At 66.9% G+C, this 14,605-nt stretch carries 13 protein-coding genes; 5 read left to right on the top strand and 8 right to left on the bottom strand.

Going from position 1 to position 14,605, the window contains the following annotated elements; all coding sequences use genetic code 11:
* Positions 1-42: 42 nt before the first annotated feature.
* Positions 43-1,872 carry a glutamine--fructose-6-phosphate transaminase (isomerizing) gene (glmS, locus tag JMF86_RS25370; RefSeq protein ID WP_011694495.1) on the bottom strand — a complete coding sequence of 610 codons (1,830 nt, stop codon included), beginning with the start codon at positions 1,870-1,872 and terminating at the stop codon, positions 43-45.
* Positions 1,873-2,028: 156 nt separating this feature from the next.
* Between glmS and JMF86_RS25365 the strand changes: the two genes are divergently transcribed.
* The gene (locus JMF86_RS25365) at positions 2,029-2,520 is read left to right on the top strand and encodes an Lrp/AsnC family transcriptional regulator (protein ID WP_011694496.1); all 492 of its coding nucleotides are present in this window, start codon (positions 2,029-2,031) and stop codon (positions 2,518-2,520) included.
* Positions 2,521-2,549: 29 nt separating this feature from the next.
* On the opposite strand, the gene panB is transcribed toward JMF86_RS25365, so the two are convergent.
* On the bottom strand, positions 2,550-3,404 hold the full coding sequence (panB, locus tag JMF86_RS25360) for a 3-methyl-2-oxobutanoate hydroxymethyltransferase (RefSeq protein ID WP_011694497.1): 855 nt from the start codon (positions 3,402-3,404) through the stop codon (positions 2,550-2,552).
* Positions 3,405-3,482: 78 nt separating this feature from the next.
* Between panB and JMF86_RS25355 the strand changes: the two genes are divergently transcribed.
* Positions 3,483-4,301: a helix-turn-helix domain-containing protein gene (locus tag JMF86_RS25355; protein ID WP_011694498.1), complete on the top strand. Its 819-nt coding sequence runs from the start codon at positions 3,483-3,485 to the stop codon at positions 4,299-4,301.
* A gap of 13 nt (positions 4,302-4,314) precedes the next feature.
* Here the strand turns inward: JMF86_RS25355 and JMF86_RS25350 are convergent, their stop codons facing one another.
* Together JMF86_RS25350 and JMF86_RS25345 are read right to left on the bottom strand one after the other, a co-directional pair.
* Positions 4,315-4,848 (bottom strand): methylated-DNA--[protein]-cysteine S-methyltransferase, encoded by a 534-nt coding sequence (locus JMF86_RS25350; RefSeq protein WP_011694499.1) that lies wholly within the window; start codon positions 4,846-4,848, stop codon positions 4,315-4,317.
* The gene (locus JMF86_RS25345; protein WP_011694500.1) at positions 4,845-6,323 is read right to left on the bottom strand and encodes a DNA-3-methyladenine glycosylase 2 family protein; all 1,479 of its coding nucleotides are present in this window, start codon (positions 6,321-6,323) and stop codon (positions 4,845-4,847) included. Before JMF86_RS25345 ends, JMF86_RS25350 begins: the two co-directional genes overlap by 4 nt.
* A 322-nt stretch (positions 6,324-6,645) precedes the next feature.
* Between JMF86_RS25345 and JMF86_RS25340 the strand changes: the two genes are divergently transcribed.
* Positions 6,646-7,938, top strand: a complete 1,293-nt coding sequence (locus JMF86_RS25340; RefSeq protein ID WP_201317171.1) for an MFS transporter — start codon at positions 6,646-6,648, stop codon at positions 7,936-7,938.
* Between the two features lie 76 nt (positions 7,939-8,014).
* Here JMF86_RS25340 and JMF86_RS25335 read toward each other — a convergent pair whose 3' ends face one another.
* Positions 8,015-9,124, bottom strand: coding sequence for a LacI family DNA-binding transcriptional regulator (locus JMF86_RS25335; RefSeq protein ID WP_011694501.1), 1,110 nt, complete (start codon positions 9,122-9,124; stop codon positions 8,015-8,017).
* 70 nt (positions 9,125-9,194) lie between these two features.
* Between JMF86_RS25335 and JMF86_RS25330 the strand changes: the two genes are divergently transcribed.
* Complete coding sequence (locus tag JMF86_RS25330) at positions 9,195-10,031, top strand: NAD(P)-dependent oxidoreductase (RefSeq protein WP_011694502.1); 837 nt, start codon at positions 9,195-9,197, stop codon at positions 10,029-10,031.
* Between the two features lie 29 nt (positions 10,032-10,060).
* Here JMF86_RS25330 and JMF86_RS25325 read toward each other — a convergent pair whose 3' ends face one another.
* A complete protein-coding gene (locus JMF86_RS25325; protein ID WP_011694503.1) occupies positions 10,061-10,381 on the bottom strand; it encodes a DUF1330 domain-containing protein in 321 nt (106 codons plus the stop codon).
* A 190-nt stretch (positions 10,382-10,571) separates the two neighbouring features.
* Positions 10,572-11,030 carry a MerR family transcriptional regulator gene (locus JMF86_RS25320; protein ID WP_011694504.1) on the bottom strand — a complete coding sequence of 153 codons (459 nt, stop codon included), beginning with the start codon at positions 11,028-11,030 and terminating at the stop codon, positions 10,572-10,574.
* A gap of 79 nt (positions 11,031-11,109) precedes the next feature.
* On the opposite strand from JMF86_RS25320, the gene JMF86_RS25315 reads away from it, so the two are divergent.
* Positions 11,110-12,354: an NADH:flavin oxidoreductase/NADH oxidase family protein gene (locus JMF86_RS25315; protein ID WP_011694505.1), complete on the top strand. Its 1,245-nt coding sequence runs from the start codon at positions 11,110-11,112 to the stop codon at positions 12,352-12,354.
* Between the two features lie 88 nt (positions 12,355-12,442).
* On the opposite strand, the gene JMF86_RS25310 is transcribed toward JMF86_RS25315, so the two are convergent.
* Positions 12,443-14,566 carry a TonB-dependent siderophore receptor gene (locus JMF86_RS25310; RefSeq protein WP_011694506.1) on the bottom strand — a complete coding sequence of 708 codons (2,124 nt, stop codon included), beginning with the start codon at positions 14,564-14,566 and terminating at the stop codon, positions 12,443-12,445.
* Between the last annotated feature and the right edge of the window lie 39 nt (positions 14,567-14,605).

Here is a 14,605-nt window from a genome sequence, read left to right as displayed (position 1 = left end):
CAACATCTTTGTAAACCACCACGAAAGGGCGGAAAACGCCCCTCACTCCACCGTCACCGACTTAGCCAAATTCCTCGGCTTATCAATATCCGTCCCCCTTGCGAGCGCCGCGTGATACGCCAGCAACTGCATCGGCACCGTATGCAAGATCGGCGACAACGGCCCGTAGTACTCGTTAAGCCGAATCACCTCGATCCCCTCACTCGGCACGATCCCACAGTCAACATCCGCAAACACAAAAAGCCGCCCATTCCGCGCACTGACCTCATGCATGTTCGATCGCAGCTTTTCAAGCAACATGTCATTCGGCGCAACCGCGATCACTGGCATTTCATTGCTGACGAGCGCCAGCGGCCCATGCTTCAACTCCCCCGCCGGATAAGCCTCCGCGTGAATATAGGAAATCTCCTTCATCTTCAGCGCGCCTTCCAATGCGATCGGATAATGCATCCCGCGCCCGAGAAACAGCATGTTGTCGCGCCTCGCGAGCAACTCCGACCACGCCATGATCTGCGGCTCCAGCGCGAGCACCTTCGACATCGCATCGGGCAGATGCCGCAGCGCCCGCAGATGTTCCTTCTCCTCGTCGTCACTCAACCGCCCGCGCACCTGCGCCAGTGACAACGTCAGCAGGAACAGCGCAACGAGCTGCGTCGTAAACGCCTTCGTCGAAGCGACACCGATCTCGACCCCCGCACGCGTCACGAACTGCAGTGCACATTCGCGCATCAGCGCACTCGTCGCCACGTTGCAGATCGCGAGCGTGTGCATCATCCCGCTGCGTTTCGCGACATGCACGGCGCCGAGCACGTCGGCCGTCTCGCCGCTCTGCGACACCGCAACCACCAGCGTGCGCGGATTCGGCACGCTGTCGCGATAACGAAACTCGCTGGCAATCTCGACGCTGGCCGGCAGCTTCGCGATGCTCTCGATCCAGTACTTCGCGGTCAGCGCCGCGTGATAGCTGCCGCCGCACGCGAGCAGCAGCACCGAATCGACGTCATTGAACACACGCCAAGCGCCGTCGCCGAACAGCTCGGGCATGATCGACGAAACGTCGAGCAGCGTATCGGCCACGGCCTGCGGCTGCTCGAAGATCTCCTTCTGCATGTAGTAGCGATACGATCCGAGATCGGCCGCGCCGCTATGCGCGGCGACGCGTTGCACCGCGCGCTCGACGCGCTGGCCAGCCGCGTCGACGATCCAGTAGCGATGCAGTTGAATGTCGGCGACGTCGCCGTTCTCCAGATAGGCAATGCGATCGGTGATACCCGACAGTGCAATCGCGTCGGACGCCAGAAAATTTTCGCCTTCGCCGACTCCGACGACGAGCGGCATCCCGTCGCGTGCGCCGACGATCCGGTGCGGCTCGTCGCGGCACATCACCGCGATCGCATAGCTGCCGCGCAGTCGCGCGACCGCACGCCGAACGGCCTCGAACAGGTCGCCGTCGTACAGGTGGTCGATCAGGTGCGCGATCGCCTCGCTGTCGGTCTGGCTCGCGAACACATAGCCGTGCGTCTGCAATTCCGCACGTAGTTGATCGCAGTTCTCGATGATCCCGTTGTGCGACAGCGCGATGCGCGCATTGGCGTCGCTCGGCGAGAAGTGCGGATGCGCGTTGAGCGTGACGGGGGCGCCATGAGTGGCCCAGCGCGTATGCGCGATGCCCGTGTAACCGGACAACGCCTGATCGGCGATCTCACGCTGCAGGTTCGCGACGCGATCGACGCTGCGGGCGCGCGCCAGCGCGCGGTCGCGGTAGACCACGACGCCGCACGAATCGTAGCCGCGGTATTCGAGCCGCTTCAGGCCATCGACCAGGTTCGGCAGGATGTCCCGCTGGGCAACCGCCCCGACAATTCCACACATATCGCGCTCCGTAAATGTCCTGTCTGGATCAGTGAGAGCGATGGTAGAGCCGGTGAAATGGAATTAAATTTCAAAAAACAAATAAATATGAAACTAACGGATGATAGTCTATCATGTTGAAATTAAATTTCACTCTCTGATCGGAAGGAGTGGCCGATGGCCGGCATCACCCTCGACGAACTCGATCTGCGCATCCTCGCGATCCTGCAGGACGACGCGTCGGTGTCCAACCTGCAACTCGCCGAGCGCGCGCTGTCATCGCCGCCTACCTGCATGCGTCGTGTGCGCCGGCTGACGGAAGCCGGCGTGATCCGTCGGCAGGTCGCGGTGCTCGATCCGGTCGCGATCGGCACGGCCGTCACCGCGCTGATCGAGATCAGCCTCGACCGGCAGACGGCCGAAGACTACGACGCGTTCGAAGCGTACGTGTGCGCGGAACCGGCCGTTACGCAGTGCTATCGCGTGTCGCCGGGGCCCGATTTCGTCGTGATCGCCGATCTGGCCGACGTTGCCGAATACGACGAATTCGCGCGGCGGCTGTTCACCGGCGCGTCGAACGTCCGCAACGTGCGAACGTTTTTTTCGACGCATCGCGCGAAATTCGAAGCGAACGCGCGGGTCGCGCACGCGATGCGCAAACGCACATGACGTAAGTCCACCGTGTCGTTCGTCCGGCATCACGCGGCGGTGGCCGCGTCCGCCAGTTGCAGCGGCTTGCCGTATCCGAAGCAATGCGCGGGCTCGGGAAACACGCGCTGCCGCACGTCGTGAGCGTACTGGCGGATCGCGTCGCGCATCACCGCGTTCGCATCCGCGTAGCGCTTCACGAAGCGCGGCGTGTACGCATCGAACGCGCCGATCATGTCCTCGGTCACGAGCACTTGCCCGTCGCACGCGGGCGATGCGCCGATGCCGATCGTCGGGATCGTCAGCGTTTCGGTCAGGTGGCGCGCGAGCGCTTCGGCGGTGCCTTCGATGACGACGCTGAACGCGCCGGCCCGCTCGGCCGCACACGCGGCGTCGAACACCTGCGCGGCCGAACGCGGGTCCATGCCCTGCGCGCGGAAGCCGCCCGCCGCGTTGGCCTGCTGCGGCATGAGGCCGACATGCGCCATCACCGGAATGCCGCGATCGGTCAGGAAGCGGATGGTGTCGGTCATCTCGCAGCCGCCTTCGAGCTTCACGGCCTGCGCGCCGGTTTCGGCGAGCAGCCGCGCGGCAGAGCGATACGCTTGCGCGGGCGATTCCTGGAACGTGGAGAACGGCAGGTCAACGACGACGCACGCCTGCGCGGCGCCGCGCACGACGGCCGCCCCATGTGCAATCATCATGTCGAGCGTGACGCGCAGCGTATCGGGCATCCCGTACAGCACCATGCCGACGGAGTCGCCGACGATGATCACGTCGGCCACTTCATCGACGAGCTTCGCCATCGGCGCGGAGTACGCGGTCAGCGACACGAGGCTGCCGATGCCTTTGGTCGAACGGATCGCGGTGACGGTCTTGCGGGTGATGCGGGTATGAGCGCTCATGGGCGGAAGCCGTGTGAAAAAGGGAGCCGCCACGGTAGCATCGCGTGCGTTCGTGCAATGACCTTCGGAGGACGTCTTATGTTGCTGGCGGGACAACCCGGCGACCCTTACGCAGTGCCGCCGATGACGCGCCTGCCGAGGCCGCTGTACGTGCGCGCGTTCGGCATTCCCGGCAACGTGAGCGTCGACGCGCACAGTCATCCGTGGGCGCAGTTGATGTATGCGACGAGCGGCGTGCTCGAGGTGTCGACGCCGTCGGGCCGGCAACTGCTGCCGCCGCACTATGCGATGTGGATTCCGCCACACGTGCCGCACGCGGTGTCGACGCGCGATTGCGTCGCGTTCCACAGCCTGTATCTCGACGCAGCCCTCGCGCGCGGCGACGTGAACGACGATTGCACGATCCTCTGCATGACGCCGCTGCTGCGTGAGCTGGTGATCGCGACCGGCGAGTTGCCGGTGAATTACGACGAGGCGGGGCCCGACGGTGCGCTCGTGTGCCTGATCGCGGACCGGATCGCGCGCATGCAGCCGGCGCCGCTCACGGTGCCGCTGCCGCGCGATCCGCGCCTGCTGAAAATCGCGCGCGCGTTGCATGCGGCGCCGGGCGATACGCGCAGTCTCGACGAATGGGGCCATCAGGTCGGCGCGACGCGGCGCACGCTGTCGCGGCTGTTCCGGCAGGACACGGGGTTGTCGTTCACGGAATGGCGGCAGGGCGTGCGGCTGCTCGCGTCGTTGCCGCTGCTCGATGCAGGCGAGCCGATCGGCACGGTGGCCGCACAACTGGGTTACGACTCGACGTCGTCGTTCATCGCGCTGTTCCAGGCGAAATTCCGCATGACGCCCGGCGCATATGCGAAGCGTGAAGCGCGCCGGCCGGTGCTGCCCGCGTGACGCGCTTCGTCGATCAGAACGCGAGCGCCTGCTGCATCGGATGATGCGCGCCGCGTGAAAGTTCTGCGCCTTCGAGCGACAGCAGCGCACGTTTGCGCTCGATGCCGCCCGCATAGCCGGTCAGGCTGCCCGATGCGCCGACCACGCGATGGCATGGCACGATGATCGATACCGGATTGCGGCCGACCGCACCGCCCACGGCGCGTGCGCCGCTCATCGGCAGCCCGACGCGTTCGGTGATGTCGCCATACGACACGAGTTCGCCGAACGGAATTGCGAGCAGTTCCTGCCATACCCGTCGCTGAAACGCGGTGCCGCGCAGGTGGATCGGTACCGAGAACGTGTCGCGCGCGCCGGTGAAGTATTCGGCGATTTCCTCTGCGACCCGACGTGCGATCGGCGACGTGGCGAGCGTGTGCGCGTCGTTCAGGATCGCAAGCGACGGGAAGTATTTCTGGCCGACGAAGTACAGGCCCGTGAGCGCATCGTCCTCGATGCGTACGGCGATGTCGCCCAGCGGGCTCGGAATCAGGTGAGCGGGAGTCATCGCAATCCATCTCCATGAAGGCGCCACACATGCAGTGCGGCATACGCGCGCCACGGCGCCCAACGTGCCGCATGCGGCGCTGATGATGGCACGCGCGTGCGGTCGGTGCGCTCGGGGCGGGCGGGCAGCAACGCGTCGTCGGCGGGGAACGCGTTCGGCCATGCCATCGCACGCATCGCGACGTACTGCACCGCGCGTTCGTCGAAGCCGGGCAGCGCGCGCAGCGCGGCGAGCGTCGCATCGAGCGGCGCCATCGGTTCGAGCGCGAGCGTGCCGTCGTCGACAGCACGGGCGAGCGACACGATCGCATGCGCCATGTCTCGCTCGATGCCGATCGTTTCGAGGGCCGAAGGCGGCAGTGCGGCTAGTGTCGCGGCGCAGGGCAGGGCGTGCGTGAGGCCGGGCGGCGCACCGTCGACCGAGTGACCGAAGCGCTCAGCGATCCGTGCGAGCAACGGCGTATCGGCCTGCGCCGCCGCCAGCTGCTCGCCCGCGATCGCACGGATCGCGATCTCCAGACCGTCGAACGCGCCGGGCACGCGCAACCCCGGCGAGCCGCTCGCGAGATCGCCGAGATGCGCGTCGATCACGTCGGGGCGGCTGTCGAGATCGAACAGCCGGCGCACGCGTGCGAGCACGGCCGGCACGGCCGGCGTCAGCGCGGGCGACACGGTGACGGCCAGCGCGAAGCGCTGCGGCACGTGCGTGACGGACAGCCAGCCGGCGACGCGGCCGCCGTCGTGTCGATTCGGCAATTCGACGATGCGTGCATAACCCTTCGCGTCGATTCGTTCGACGCCGTCGATCTGCCGCTGCGCGAGAAAACGCATCAGGTCGGCCCACGCGAACGGCGGCCGGTACGGCAGCGGGAAGGTCATGTCGCCGTCGGCCGACGCGCCGGCCCCTTTGCGCAGCCGTAGCGGATTGAGGCCGTAGCGCTGGCGGAACAGGTCGTTGAAGCGTCGCACGCTGCCGAACCCGGCCGTCGACGCGACGACGGCCACCGGCAGCGCGGTATCGGTCAGCAGCCGCTTGGCCATCAGCAGCCGCTGCGTCTGCGCGAACTCGACCGGCGACACGCCGAACTGCGCGCCGAAGATGCGGCGCAGATGGCGTTCGGTCACGCCGACGCGCCGTGCGAGCGCGGCGACGGAATGCGCATTCAGGAAACCGTCGTCGATCAGCGTCGCGGCCGCGTCGGCGAGATTGCCGGACAGGTCGAGCAGCCCGTGGCCGGGCGCGAGTTCGGGGCGGCAGCGCATGCAGGGCCGGAAGCCGGCTTTCTCGGCGGCCGCGGCGGTCGGGTAGTAGGTGCAGTTTTGCGCTTTCGGCGGCTTCACCGGGCAGACCGGGCGGCAGTACACCCCGGTCGTCGCGACGCCGACGAAGAACCAGCCGTCGAAGCGGCGGTTCCGCGAAAGCAGGGCGTCGTAGCAGGTGTCAGGATCGAGGCGCATGGGGCGACTGTAAACCATCCTCGCGGTCGATTCTGGCTGGAATCGGACATGTGTGTCGGCCGCCGCGCGCCTGCCGCGCCGCAGCGGGAAAATCAGGGGAAAAACGGTTAATACCACTCTGCGAAACAGTCGTCTCTTTTACCGCGACTAATTTGAGATGACTCATCGAAATCCCCGACTGACACGGCAGCGGCAGACGTCCTATCCTTTGAAAAACGTTTTCCAGATAGGTTGGTGAAAGGGCCGGTGCGTCAGCGCGTGGGCCGTTCACCCCGGCGCCGGTCGCCGGTCAACGAATACCGCGCGGCGCGACGGGCGCGACCGCGCATCGGAGACATTCATGCAATCTGCCGTCGTCGGCGCCGTGCGCGCGGCCGCCAGCCGCTACCGCTGGACCGTGTGTGCGCTGTTGTTCTTCGCAACCATGATCAACTACATGGATCGGCAGATCCTCGGCCTGCTCGCGCCGATGCTCCAGCACGACATCGGCTGGAGCCAGGTGCAGTACGGCCGCATCGTGATGGCGTTTTCGGCGTTCTATGCGCTGGGTCTGCTCGGCTTCGGGCGCATCGTCGACTGGCTCGGTACGCGCGTGTCGTACGCGGTGGCGATGCTGGTATGGAGCATCGCCGCGATGCTGCATGCGGCGGTCGGCTCGGTGACGGGCTTCGCGTTCGTGCGTGCGCTGCTCGGGATCGGCGAGGGCGGCAACTTCCCGGCCGCGATCAAGACGACGGCCGAATGGTTCCCGCGCCGCGAACGCGCGCTCGCCACCGGCATCTTCAACTCGGGCGCGAACATCGGGGCGGTGTTCGCGCCGGCGATCATCCCGGCGATCGCGGTGGCCTACGGCTGGCGCGCGGCGTTCGTGATCATCGGCGCTATCGGCATCGTGTGGCTCGCGGTGTGGCTGGTGATGTATCGCACGGCCGACACGCGCGCGCTCGCCGCGGAATACGACGAGCCGCGCGACGAAGCCGAAGCGCTCGACGCGGCGAACGCGAACGCCGGCGCGCCGCGCTGGGGCGAACTGATCCGCAAGCGCGAGACGTGGGCCTTCCTGATCGGCAAGTTCCTGACCGATCCGGTGTGGTGGTTCTACCTGTTCTGGCTGCCGAAGTGGCTGAACGAATCGCGCGGGATGGACATGCAGCACATCGGCTTGCCGCTCGTCTGCATCTATGCGCTGACGACGGTCGGCAGTATCGGCGGCGGCTGGCTGTCGTCGATGCTGCTGCGCGCGGGCTGGAGCGTGAACCGGGCGCGCAAGACGGCGATGCTGATCTGCGCATGTTGCGTGCTGCCGATCGCGTTCGTATCGCAGGTGCAGAGCCTGTGGATCGCGGTGCTGATCGTCGGCCTCGCCGCCGCCGCGCACCAGGGCTGGTCGGCGAACCTGTTCACGACGGCGTCCGACCTGTTCCCGCGCCGCGCGGTCGCGTCGGTGGTCGGCATCGGCGGGATGGCCGGCTCGATCGGCGGCGTGCTGTTCTCGGAAGTGATCGGCCAGGTGCTGCAGCGCACCGGCCACTACTGGGTGCTGTTTGCGATCGGCGCGTCGGCCTACCTGATCGCGCTGGCCGTGATGCACGTGCTCACGCCGAAGATGAAGCCCGCGAAACTCGATGCGTGATCGCGTGTCGGCAAGCAACAACGCCGCCCTCGGGGGCGGCGTTTTTCGTTCGGGGGCGTGACGCGTCGCGATTGCGTTATCCGGCCGCGGCCGATGCGGTCGACGCGCGCATGATCAGCCGCGGCTCGAACGTCGAATAGCTCGCGTCGGTGCGCCCGGCGAGCGCATCGATCAGCTTCTGCATCGCGAGTTCGCCCATGTTCTCGCTCTGGATGTCGACGGTCGTCAGCGCGGGCGCCGCGTATGCGCCGTACGGCACGTTGTCGATGCCGGCGACGGACACGTCCTGCGGCAGCCGGAAGCCGAGCGACGCGGCTTCCTTCATGAAGCCGAGCGCGATCAGGTCGTTGTAGCAGATCACGGCCTGCGGGCGCTGCGGCCCGAGCATCACGCGCGAGCACGCGCGCTCGCCGGCCTCGGCGGTCGGCGCGTGCGCGTCGTGCACGTCGAGCGTGAGCCCCGCTTCGGCGAGGCAGTCGCGCGCGCCCTGGATTCGTTCGTCGTTCACGCGCGCGGTGCCGAAGCCGAGATATGCGATGCGCGTATGGCCGAGGTTGAGCAGGTGGCGCGCGAGCATGTAGGTCGACAGCCGGTTGTCGATGCCGACGCTCGGAATCGGCAGGCCGGGGCTGCGACGCAGCAGCACGAGCGGCTTGTTGAGGTCGAGCATCCAGCCGGCTTCCTCGTCGGGCATCCGCGTGCTGACGATCAGCCCGTCGACGCGCTGCGCGAGCGCCTCGATCAGCGAACGTTCGCGCGCCTGGCTTTCCTCGGTATCGACGAGCAGCAGCGTGTAGTCGTGCTGCAGCGCGACGCGGTTCGCGCCTTTCACGACGTTCGTGAAGTGCGGGTTGCTGATGTCGAGGATCACGAGGCCGATGGTGCGCGTGCGGCCGGTGATCATCGAGCGCGCAAGCGGATTCGATCGGTAGCCGAGCCGCTCGATGGCCTCCTTGAGCCGTGCCTCGACGGTCGGCGAGAAGCGTTGCGTGCCGTTCACGTACTTCGATACCGTCGCGACCGACACGCCGGCTTCGGCGGCCACGTCGCGGATCGTCGAGGAAACTTTTTTCATCGGAAGGGTAACGTTTTCGTTCGATAACGCCGGATTGTGGCAGAAAAAGACGGCGCGCAGCCACCCGTCGATATCGGGAAAGTGCGGATGGCTGCGAGCAGATTCGACCATTGACGCTCGACGCCGCGCACGCGTATAGTTGGAAAACGTTTTCCGATTTAGGTCAGATCAAGGAGATTCGATGAACGCCTCATCCACCGCCGCGCGCAAACCGTTCGGCCGCCTGCTGCTGACGGGCGCGGCCGGCAACCTCGGCCGCCAGTTGCGCGGCGCGCTCGCCGACTGGGCCGACGTCGTGCGCGTCAGCGACATCGCGGCGCTCGGCGACGCGGCCGCGCATGAAGAACTCCGCGTGGTCGACCTGGCCGACCGGCCGGCCGTGATGCAGCTCGTCGACGGCGTGGACGCGATCGTTCACCTCGGCGGCATTTCGGTCGATGCGCCGTTCGACGATCTGGTCGGCGCGAACATCACCGGCACGTACAACCTGTACGAAGCCGCGCGCAAACACGGCGTGAAGCGCGTCGTGTTCGCGAGCTCGAACCATGCGATCGGTTTCCATCCGGTCACCGAGGTGCTCGACGCCGATGCGCCGCTGCGCCCGGACAGCCTGTACGGCGTGACGAAGTGCTTCGGCGAATCGCTGTCGCGCTACTACTTCGACCGCTTCGGGATCGAAACCGTATGCCTGCGGATCGGCTCGTCGTTCGAGGTGCCGAAGAACCCGCGCATGCTCGTCACGTTCCTCAGCTATCGCGATTTCATCGAGCTCGTGCGCTGCTCGCTGCTGACGAACCGCGTCGGCCACGCGATCGTCTACGGCGCGTCGGACAACCCGGTGAAGTGGTGGGACAACACGAAGGTCGGTTTCCTCGGCTTTCGCCCGCGTGACAGCTCCGAGCAGTTCGCGGGGCTGTTCCCGGTGACGGCGCCGACGGCCGAATACGACGATCCCGCGCAGCGGTTCCAGGGCGGCGGGTTCGTCGTCGGCGAGCCGATGGAGCGCAACGTGAAATAAGTCAGGGCGGCGGCCTCGGGCGTCGGCGATCAACGCAGAATGTCGGTCGCCTTGTGCCGTTCGTCGACGCCGTCGATCAGGATCAACGGGCCGCTCGCGTGCCGTTCACGCAGCGGCTGGATCTGCCGGTACGCATCCGAGTCGTACCACGCGCGCGCCATGTCGAGATCCGGAAACGCGATCGCGATCAGGTCGCCGCGCCACACGCCTTCGCGTACCTCCGGCCGGGCGCCGTGAATCACGAAATGGCCGTCGTACGGTGCGAGCGTGCCGTCGATCCGTTCGAGGTATTCGACGATGTCGTCGCACATTTCGACGTCGTGCAGGTGGGCGATGGCGTAGGCGGTCATGGCGGGCTCCTTGGCGTGATGCGGTTCGAGAGTCGATGAAGCCATGATCGCGGCGCGGGCTGCGCGCGTCGATTACCTGCGACGTAAGCAAATCCGGACAACTGCACCGCATCGTGTTTCAGGCCGTGGCGCGCATCGATCGATGGCCGGCGCGGCGCGATTCCGCATCACAATCCTGCAGCACACTCCATCACGCCCGCTTGCGCGCCGGCCGCACGACGGGCGTCGCCTCCAGCGGCTCGGCGGCCTGCTCGCACAGCCGGTCGAGCATTCGCTGCGCGGCGCCCGCGCAATCCTCGCCGGCCGGCTTGTTCTCGATTTCGTCGATCAGCGTTTCCAGATGTTGCCGGTTCTGCGCGAGACGCCGTTCGAGCAGCGCGATTTCGTCGACCTTGTGCCGCAGCGCGACCAGCAGTTCGTCGTGCGGCCATGCGCCGAGATCGGGCGGCAGCACCGCGCGGATCTCGTCGAGCGAGAAGCCCGCGCACTGCGCGCGGTCGATGATCGCGAGCCGCGTCAACGCTTCCGGCCCGTATTCCCGATAGCCGTTCGCCTGCCGGCGGGCCGGTTCGAGCAGGCCGCTTGCTTCGTAGAAGCGGATGCGCGACGCCGCGAGGCCGCTCGCCTTCGCCAGTTCGCCGATTTTCATGATGGGCTCCAAAAAGGGCTTGACCTTAAAGTTGACTTTAAAGTTATCGTGGGCCATCGTCAATCAAGGATGTCCCACCATGAATCTGTTTGCGCCCCTCACACTGCCCAACGGGGCGGTGATTCCGAACCGTCTGGCCAAGGCCGCGATGGAAGAAAACATGGCCGATGCGGATCACGCGCCGTCCGACGCGTTGCTGCGCCTGTACCAGGCGTGGGCCGACGGTCAGGCCGGGCTGATCCTGACCGGCAACGTGATGGTGGACGGCCGCGCGATGACGGGGCCGAACGGCGTCGTGCTCGAAAACGACGCGCATCTCGATCGTTTCCGCCGCTGGGCGCAGATCGCCCGCTCGAACGGCGCGCACGTGTGGATGCAGATCAATCACCCGGGGCGCCAGATGCAGGCGGCGCTCGGCCAGACGACGCTCGCGCCGTCGGCCGTGCCGCTCGCGCTCGGCGCGCTGTCGAAGCAGTTCCCGGTGCCGAAGGAGATGACGGCCGCCGACATCGCCGACGTGCAGCAGCGCTTCGTGCGCGCCGCGCAGCTCGCGGAGCAAAGCGGCTTCACCGGCGTGCAGGTGCATGCGGCGCACGGCTATCTGCTGAGCCAGTTCCTGTCGCCGCTGACGAACCGCCGGCAGGATCAATGGGGCGGCAGCATCGAGAATCGCGCGCGCCTGCTGCTCGATATCGTGAAGGCGGTGCGCGCGGCGGTGTCGCCGGCATTCGTCGTCGCGGTGAAGCTGAACTCGGCCGATTTCCAGCGCGGCGGTTTCAGCGCGGACGACGCGAAGCGCGTGGTCGAACTGCTGAATCCTCTCGGCGTCGATCTCGTCGAACTGTCGGGCGGCAGCTATGAAGTGCCGGCGATGCAGGGTGAGGCGCGCGACGGCCGCACGCTGGCGCGCGAAGCGTATTTCCTCGAATTCGCGCGCGACATCACCGCCGTCGCGCGGATGCCGCTGATGGTCACGGGCGGCATCCGGCGTCGTGCGGTGGCCGAGCAGGTGGTGAACAGCGGCGTGGCGATGGTCGGCATCGCGACCGCGCTGTCGATCGACCCGAACCTGCCGCGCGACTGGCGCGCCGGCAAGGACAGCGCGCCGGTGCTGCAGCCGATCCGCTGGAAGAACAAGGCGCTGGGCGCGCTGGCGAACATGGCCGTCGTCAAGTTCCAGCTCACGCGATTGAGCGAAGGGCGCCGCACGCATCCGCAGGTATCGCCGCTGCGCGCGCTGGTGCGGCAGCAACTGGCCGCGCAGTGCCAGACGCGGCGCTACCGGAAGTGGATGGCCGGGCGCGCGGCGGGCACGCGTGCATGATGCATCGACGCGCGCCGGCGATGCCGAAGGCTGACCGGCACGCCGCCGCGGCCGTGCCGCCTGGCACGTTGCGCGGCGGCCTGCGCGCTCAGAACCGGTAGTTCGCCAGCACCTCGACGCGCCGGTCGTTGCCGAGCAGATACTGCGTCTCGTTGTAGTACGCGGACTGCACGTAGCGGCGATTGAACACGTTGTACGCACGGGCGGTGATCGTCGTGTCCTTGCGCGGCTTCCACGCGAGGCCGAGGTCGACGGTCGTGTACGACGGCATCACGAGCTGGTTCGCGGTATCGGCGAATCGCTTGCCGACGTACTTGACGCCCGCTATGCCGGTCCAGTCCGGCGCGAAGCGCCAGCTCACCCACAGGTTCGCGAGCCGCTGCGGCACCGACACCGGCACGTTGCCTGCGCGCGACACGGTCGTGCCGCCGGACGACTGCTGGAAATCGTCGTATTTCGCGCGCAGGATCGACACGTTCGCATCGACGCGCCAGTCCTTCGCGATCTCCGCGCCGACCGTCGCCTCCAGCCCGCGCGACGACTGCTGGCCGACCTGGATCGACTGGTTCGGGTTCACCGGGTCGGCCGTCAGCAGGTTGCTCTTCACGATCCGGTACGCGGCGAGCGTCCATTCGGCCTTACCGTCGAGGAACGACTGCTTCACGCCGATCTCGATCTGCCGGCCGGTCGCGAGCGTGAAGTTCGCCTTCGACGCATTGAGCGACAGCAGCGAGCTGACCGGATCGGCCGCGACCGAATACTGGCCGTACACGGCGAGGCCGGGCCGCACGTCGTACACGGTGCCGATGCGCCAGCCGGTGTTCGCGAACACCTTCGTGAATGCGCCGCCGTTCACGAGATCGTCGCGGTTCACGCTCGCATGGTCGTAGCGCAGCCCGCCGATCACCGACCAGCGCGGCGTGATCTCGAGCCGGTTCTCCGCGAACAGCGCGTACTGGTTCGACTGGCTGCGGTACTTCGGAAACGTGCCGGCCGTGTTGATGAAACTGCCCGGATCGAAGTTGAACGGATCGACCGTCGACGTGCCCGCATACGGCGAATTGTTGTCGTGCTGGAATGTCGTGTGGTTGAACTCGACGCCCGCCGAAAACGTGTTGCGCATGCCGAGCAGCGCGCCGCCGACGGTGGCCGTCGTCACGTTGCCGTACTGTTCCTGGTCGTGAAAGATTTCCGTGTAGCTGCTGCGCCGCACTTGCGCGCTCGACGGCAGGTACGTGTAGTACTCCGCATCCTTCCAGTGACGGTTGCTCTTCATCCGGTACAGCGTGCTCGTCACGTTCAGGCTGTCGCTCGGCTGCCAGTTCGCCGAGACGGTGGCCCAGCTGTCGCGGAACGCGATGTCGGCGTCGCCGACGTTGTAGTTCTTCTTGTCGAGCGCGCGATCGCGCGCACCGTTGACGAGCGGCACGCCGAAATACTGCATCGGATGCATGAAGCCCTGCGCATACGACGCCGTCACGTACAGGTCGGGCGTCACGTCGTAGCGCAGCGCGCCGGACACCGACAGGTTGCGCGAATCGCCGCGGTCGACCCAGTTCGACGATCGGTTGCCGCTGATGTCGAAGCGGTACGACAGCTTGTCGTTGATCGCGCCGCCGCTGCCGAACGCGGCGCGTGCCGTGCCTTCGGTGCCGCCGCCGACTTGCAGTTCGTTGCGGATCGGCGTGCGCGTCGGCTTCTTCGGCACGATGTTGACCACGCCGCCGATTGCGCCTTCGCCGTAGATCACCGACGCGGGGCCGCGCAGCACGTCGATATGGTCGACCGACCACGTATCGAACGGGAACGTGACGCCGATCGCGCCGTACGGGCGCACGCCGTCGTAGAGCTGCGTGACCGACGACGCGCCGACGAAGCCGCGCGCGGCGAGCTCCGAGTTGCCGTTGCCGGGATGCGGCGACGCGCTGATACCGGCGGCGCGGCTCACGGCGTCGATGATCGAACTGTCGCCGCGCGTGTCGAGTGTCGCGCGGTTGATCTGCTCGACGCTCGCGGGCGTTTCGAGCGGCGACAGCCCGAGATGGCTGCCCGTGTCGAGCGGTTGCGTCAGGGCGGGCGCCTTCTGCGCGTCGACGCGAATCGGTGCGAGCATGGCGCCGGCGCCGTCGACACTGCGTTCCTGTGTTTGTGCCTGCCCGGCCGGCGACAGCGCCGCGAGCACGGCGGCGGGCAGCATCAATCTGAACTTCATTGTTTCGGTTTCCTTAGAATGGGGGAAGCGCTTGCGTCG

The organism is Burkholderia sp. E168m15 (genome assembly GCF_016586105.1).
Classification (GTDB): domain Bacteria; phylum Pseudomonadota; class Gammaproteobacteria; order Burkholderiales; family Burkholderiaceae; genus Burkholderia; species Burkholderia orbicola.
The sequence above is the reverse complement of the archived record's forward strand: the minus strand, read 5'-3'. Positions and strand labels throughout refer to the sequence as shown.

What these genes read in the sequence shown, in the direction of transcription:
- glmS (WP_011694495.1), bottom strand. Translation starts at nt 1,872, where the DNA reads ATGTGTGGAATTGTCGGGGCGGTTGCCCAGCGGGACATCCTGCCGAAC.
- JMF86_RS25365 (WP_011694496.1), top strand. Translation starts at nt 2,029, where the DNA reads ATGGCCGGCATCACCCTCGACGAACTCGATCTGCGCATCCTCGCGATC.
- panB (WP_011694497.1), bottom strand. Translation starts at nt 3,404, where the DNA reads ATGAGCGCTCATACCCGCATCACCCGCAAGACCGTCACCGCGATCCGT.
- JMF86_RS25355 (WP_011694498.1), top strand. Translation starts at nt 3,483, where the DNA reads ATGTTGCTGGCGGGACAACCCGGCGACCCTTACGCAGTGCCGCCGATG.
- JMF86_RS25350 (WP_011694499.1), bottom strand. Translation starts at nt 4,848, where the DNA reads ATGACTCCCGCTCACCTGATTCCGAGCCCGCTGGGCGACATCGCCGTA.
- JMF86_RS25345 (WP_011694500.1), bottom strand. Translation starts at nt 6,323, where the DNA reads ATGGTTTACAGTCGCCCCATGCGCCTCGATCCTGACACCTGCTACGAC.
- JMF86_RS25340 (WP_201317171.1), top strand. Translation starts at nt 6,646, where the DNA reads ATGCAATCTGCCGTCGTCGGCGCCGTGCGCGCGGCCGCCAGCCGCTAC.
- JMF86_RS25335 (WP_011694501.1), bottom strand. Translation starts at nt 9,124, where the DNA reads ATGGTCGAATCTGCTCGCAGCCATCCGCACTTTCCCGATATCGACGGG.
- JMF86_RS25330 (WP_011694502.1), top strand. Translation starts at nt 9,195, where the DNA reads ATGAACGCCTCATCCACCGCCGCGCGCAAACCGTTCGGCCGCCTGCTG.
- JMF86_RS25325 (WP_011694503.1), bottom strand. Translation starts at nt 10,381, where the DNA reads ATGACCGCCTACGCCATCGCCCACCTGCACGACGTCGAAATGTGCGAC.
- JMF86_RS25320 (WP_011694504.1), bottom strand. Translation starts at nt 11,030, where the DNA reads ATGAAAATCGGCGAACTGGCGAAGGCGAGCGGCCTCGCGGCGTCGCGC.
- JMF86_RS25315 (WP_011694505.1), top strand. Translation starts at nt 11,110, where the DNA reads ATGAATCTGTTTGCGCCCCTCACACTGCCCAACGGGGCGGTGATTCCG.
- JMF86_RS25310 (WP_011694506.1), bottom strand. Translation starts at nt 14,566, where the DNA reads ATGAAGTTCAGATTGATGCTGCCCGCCGCCGTGCTCGCGGCGCTGTCG.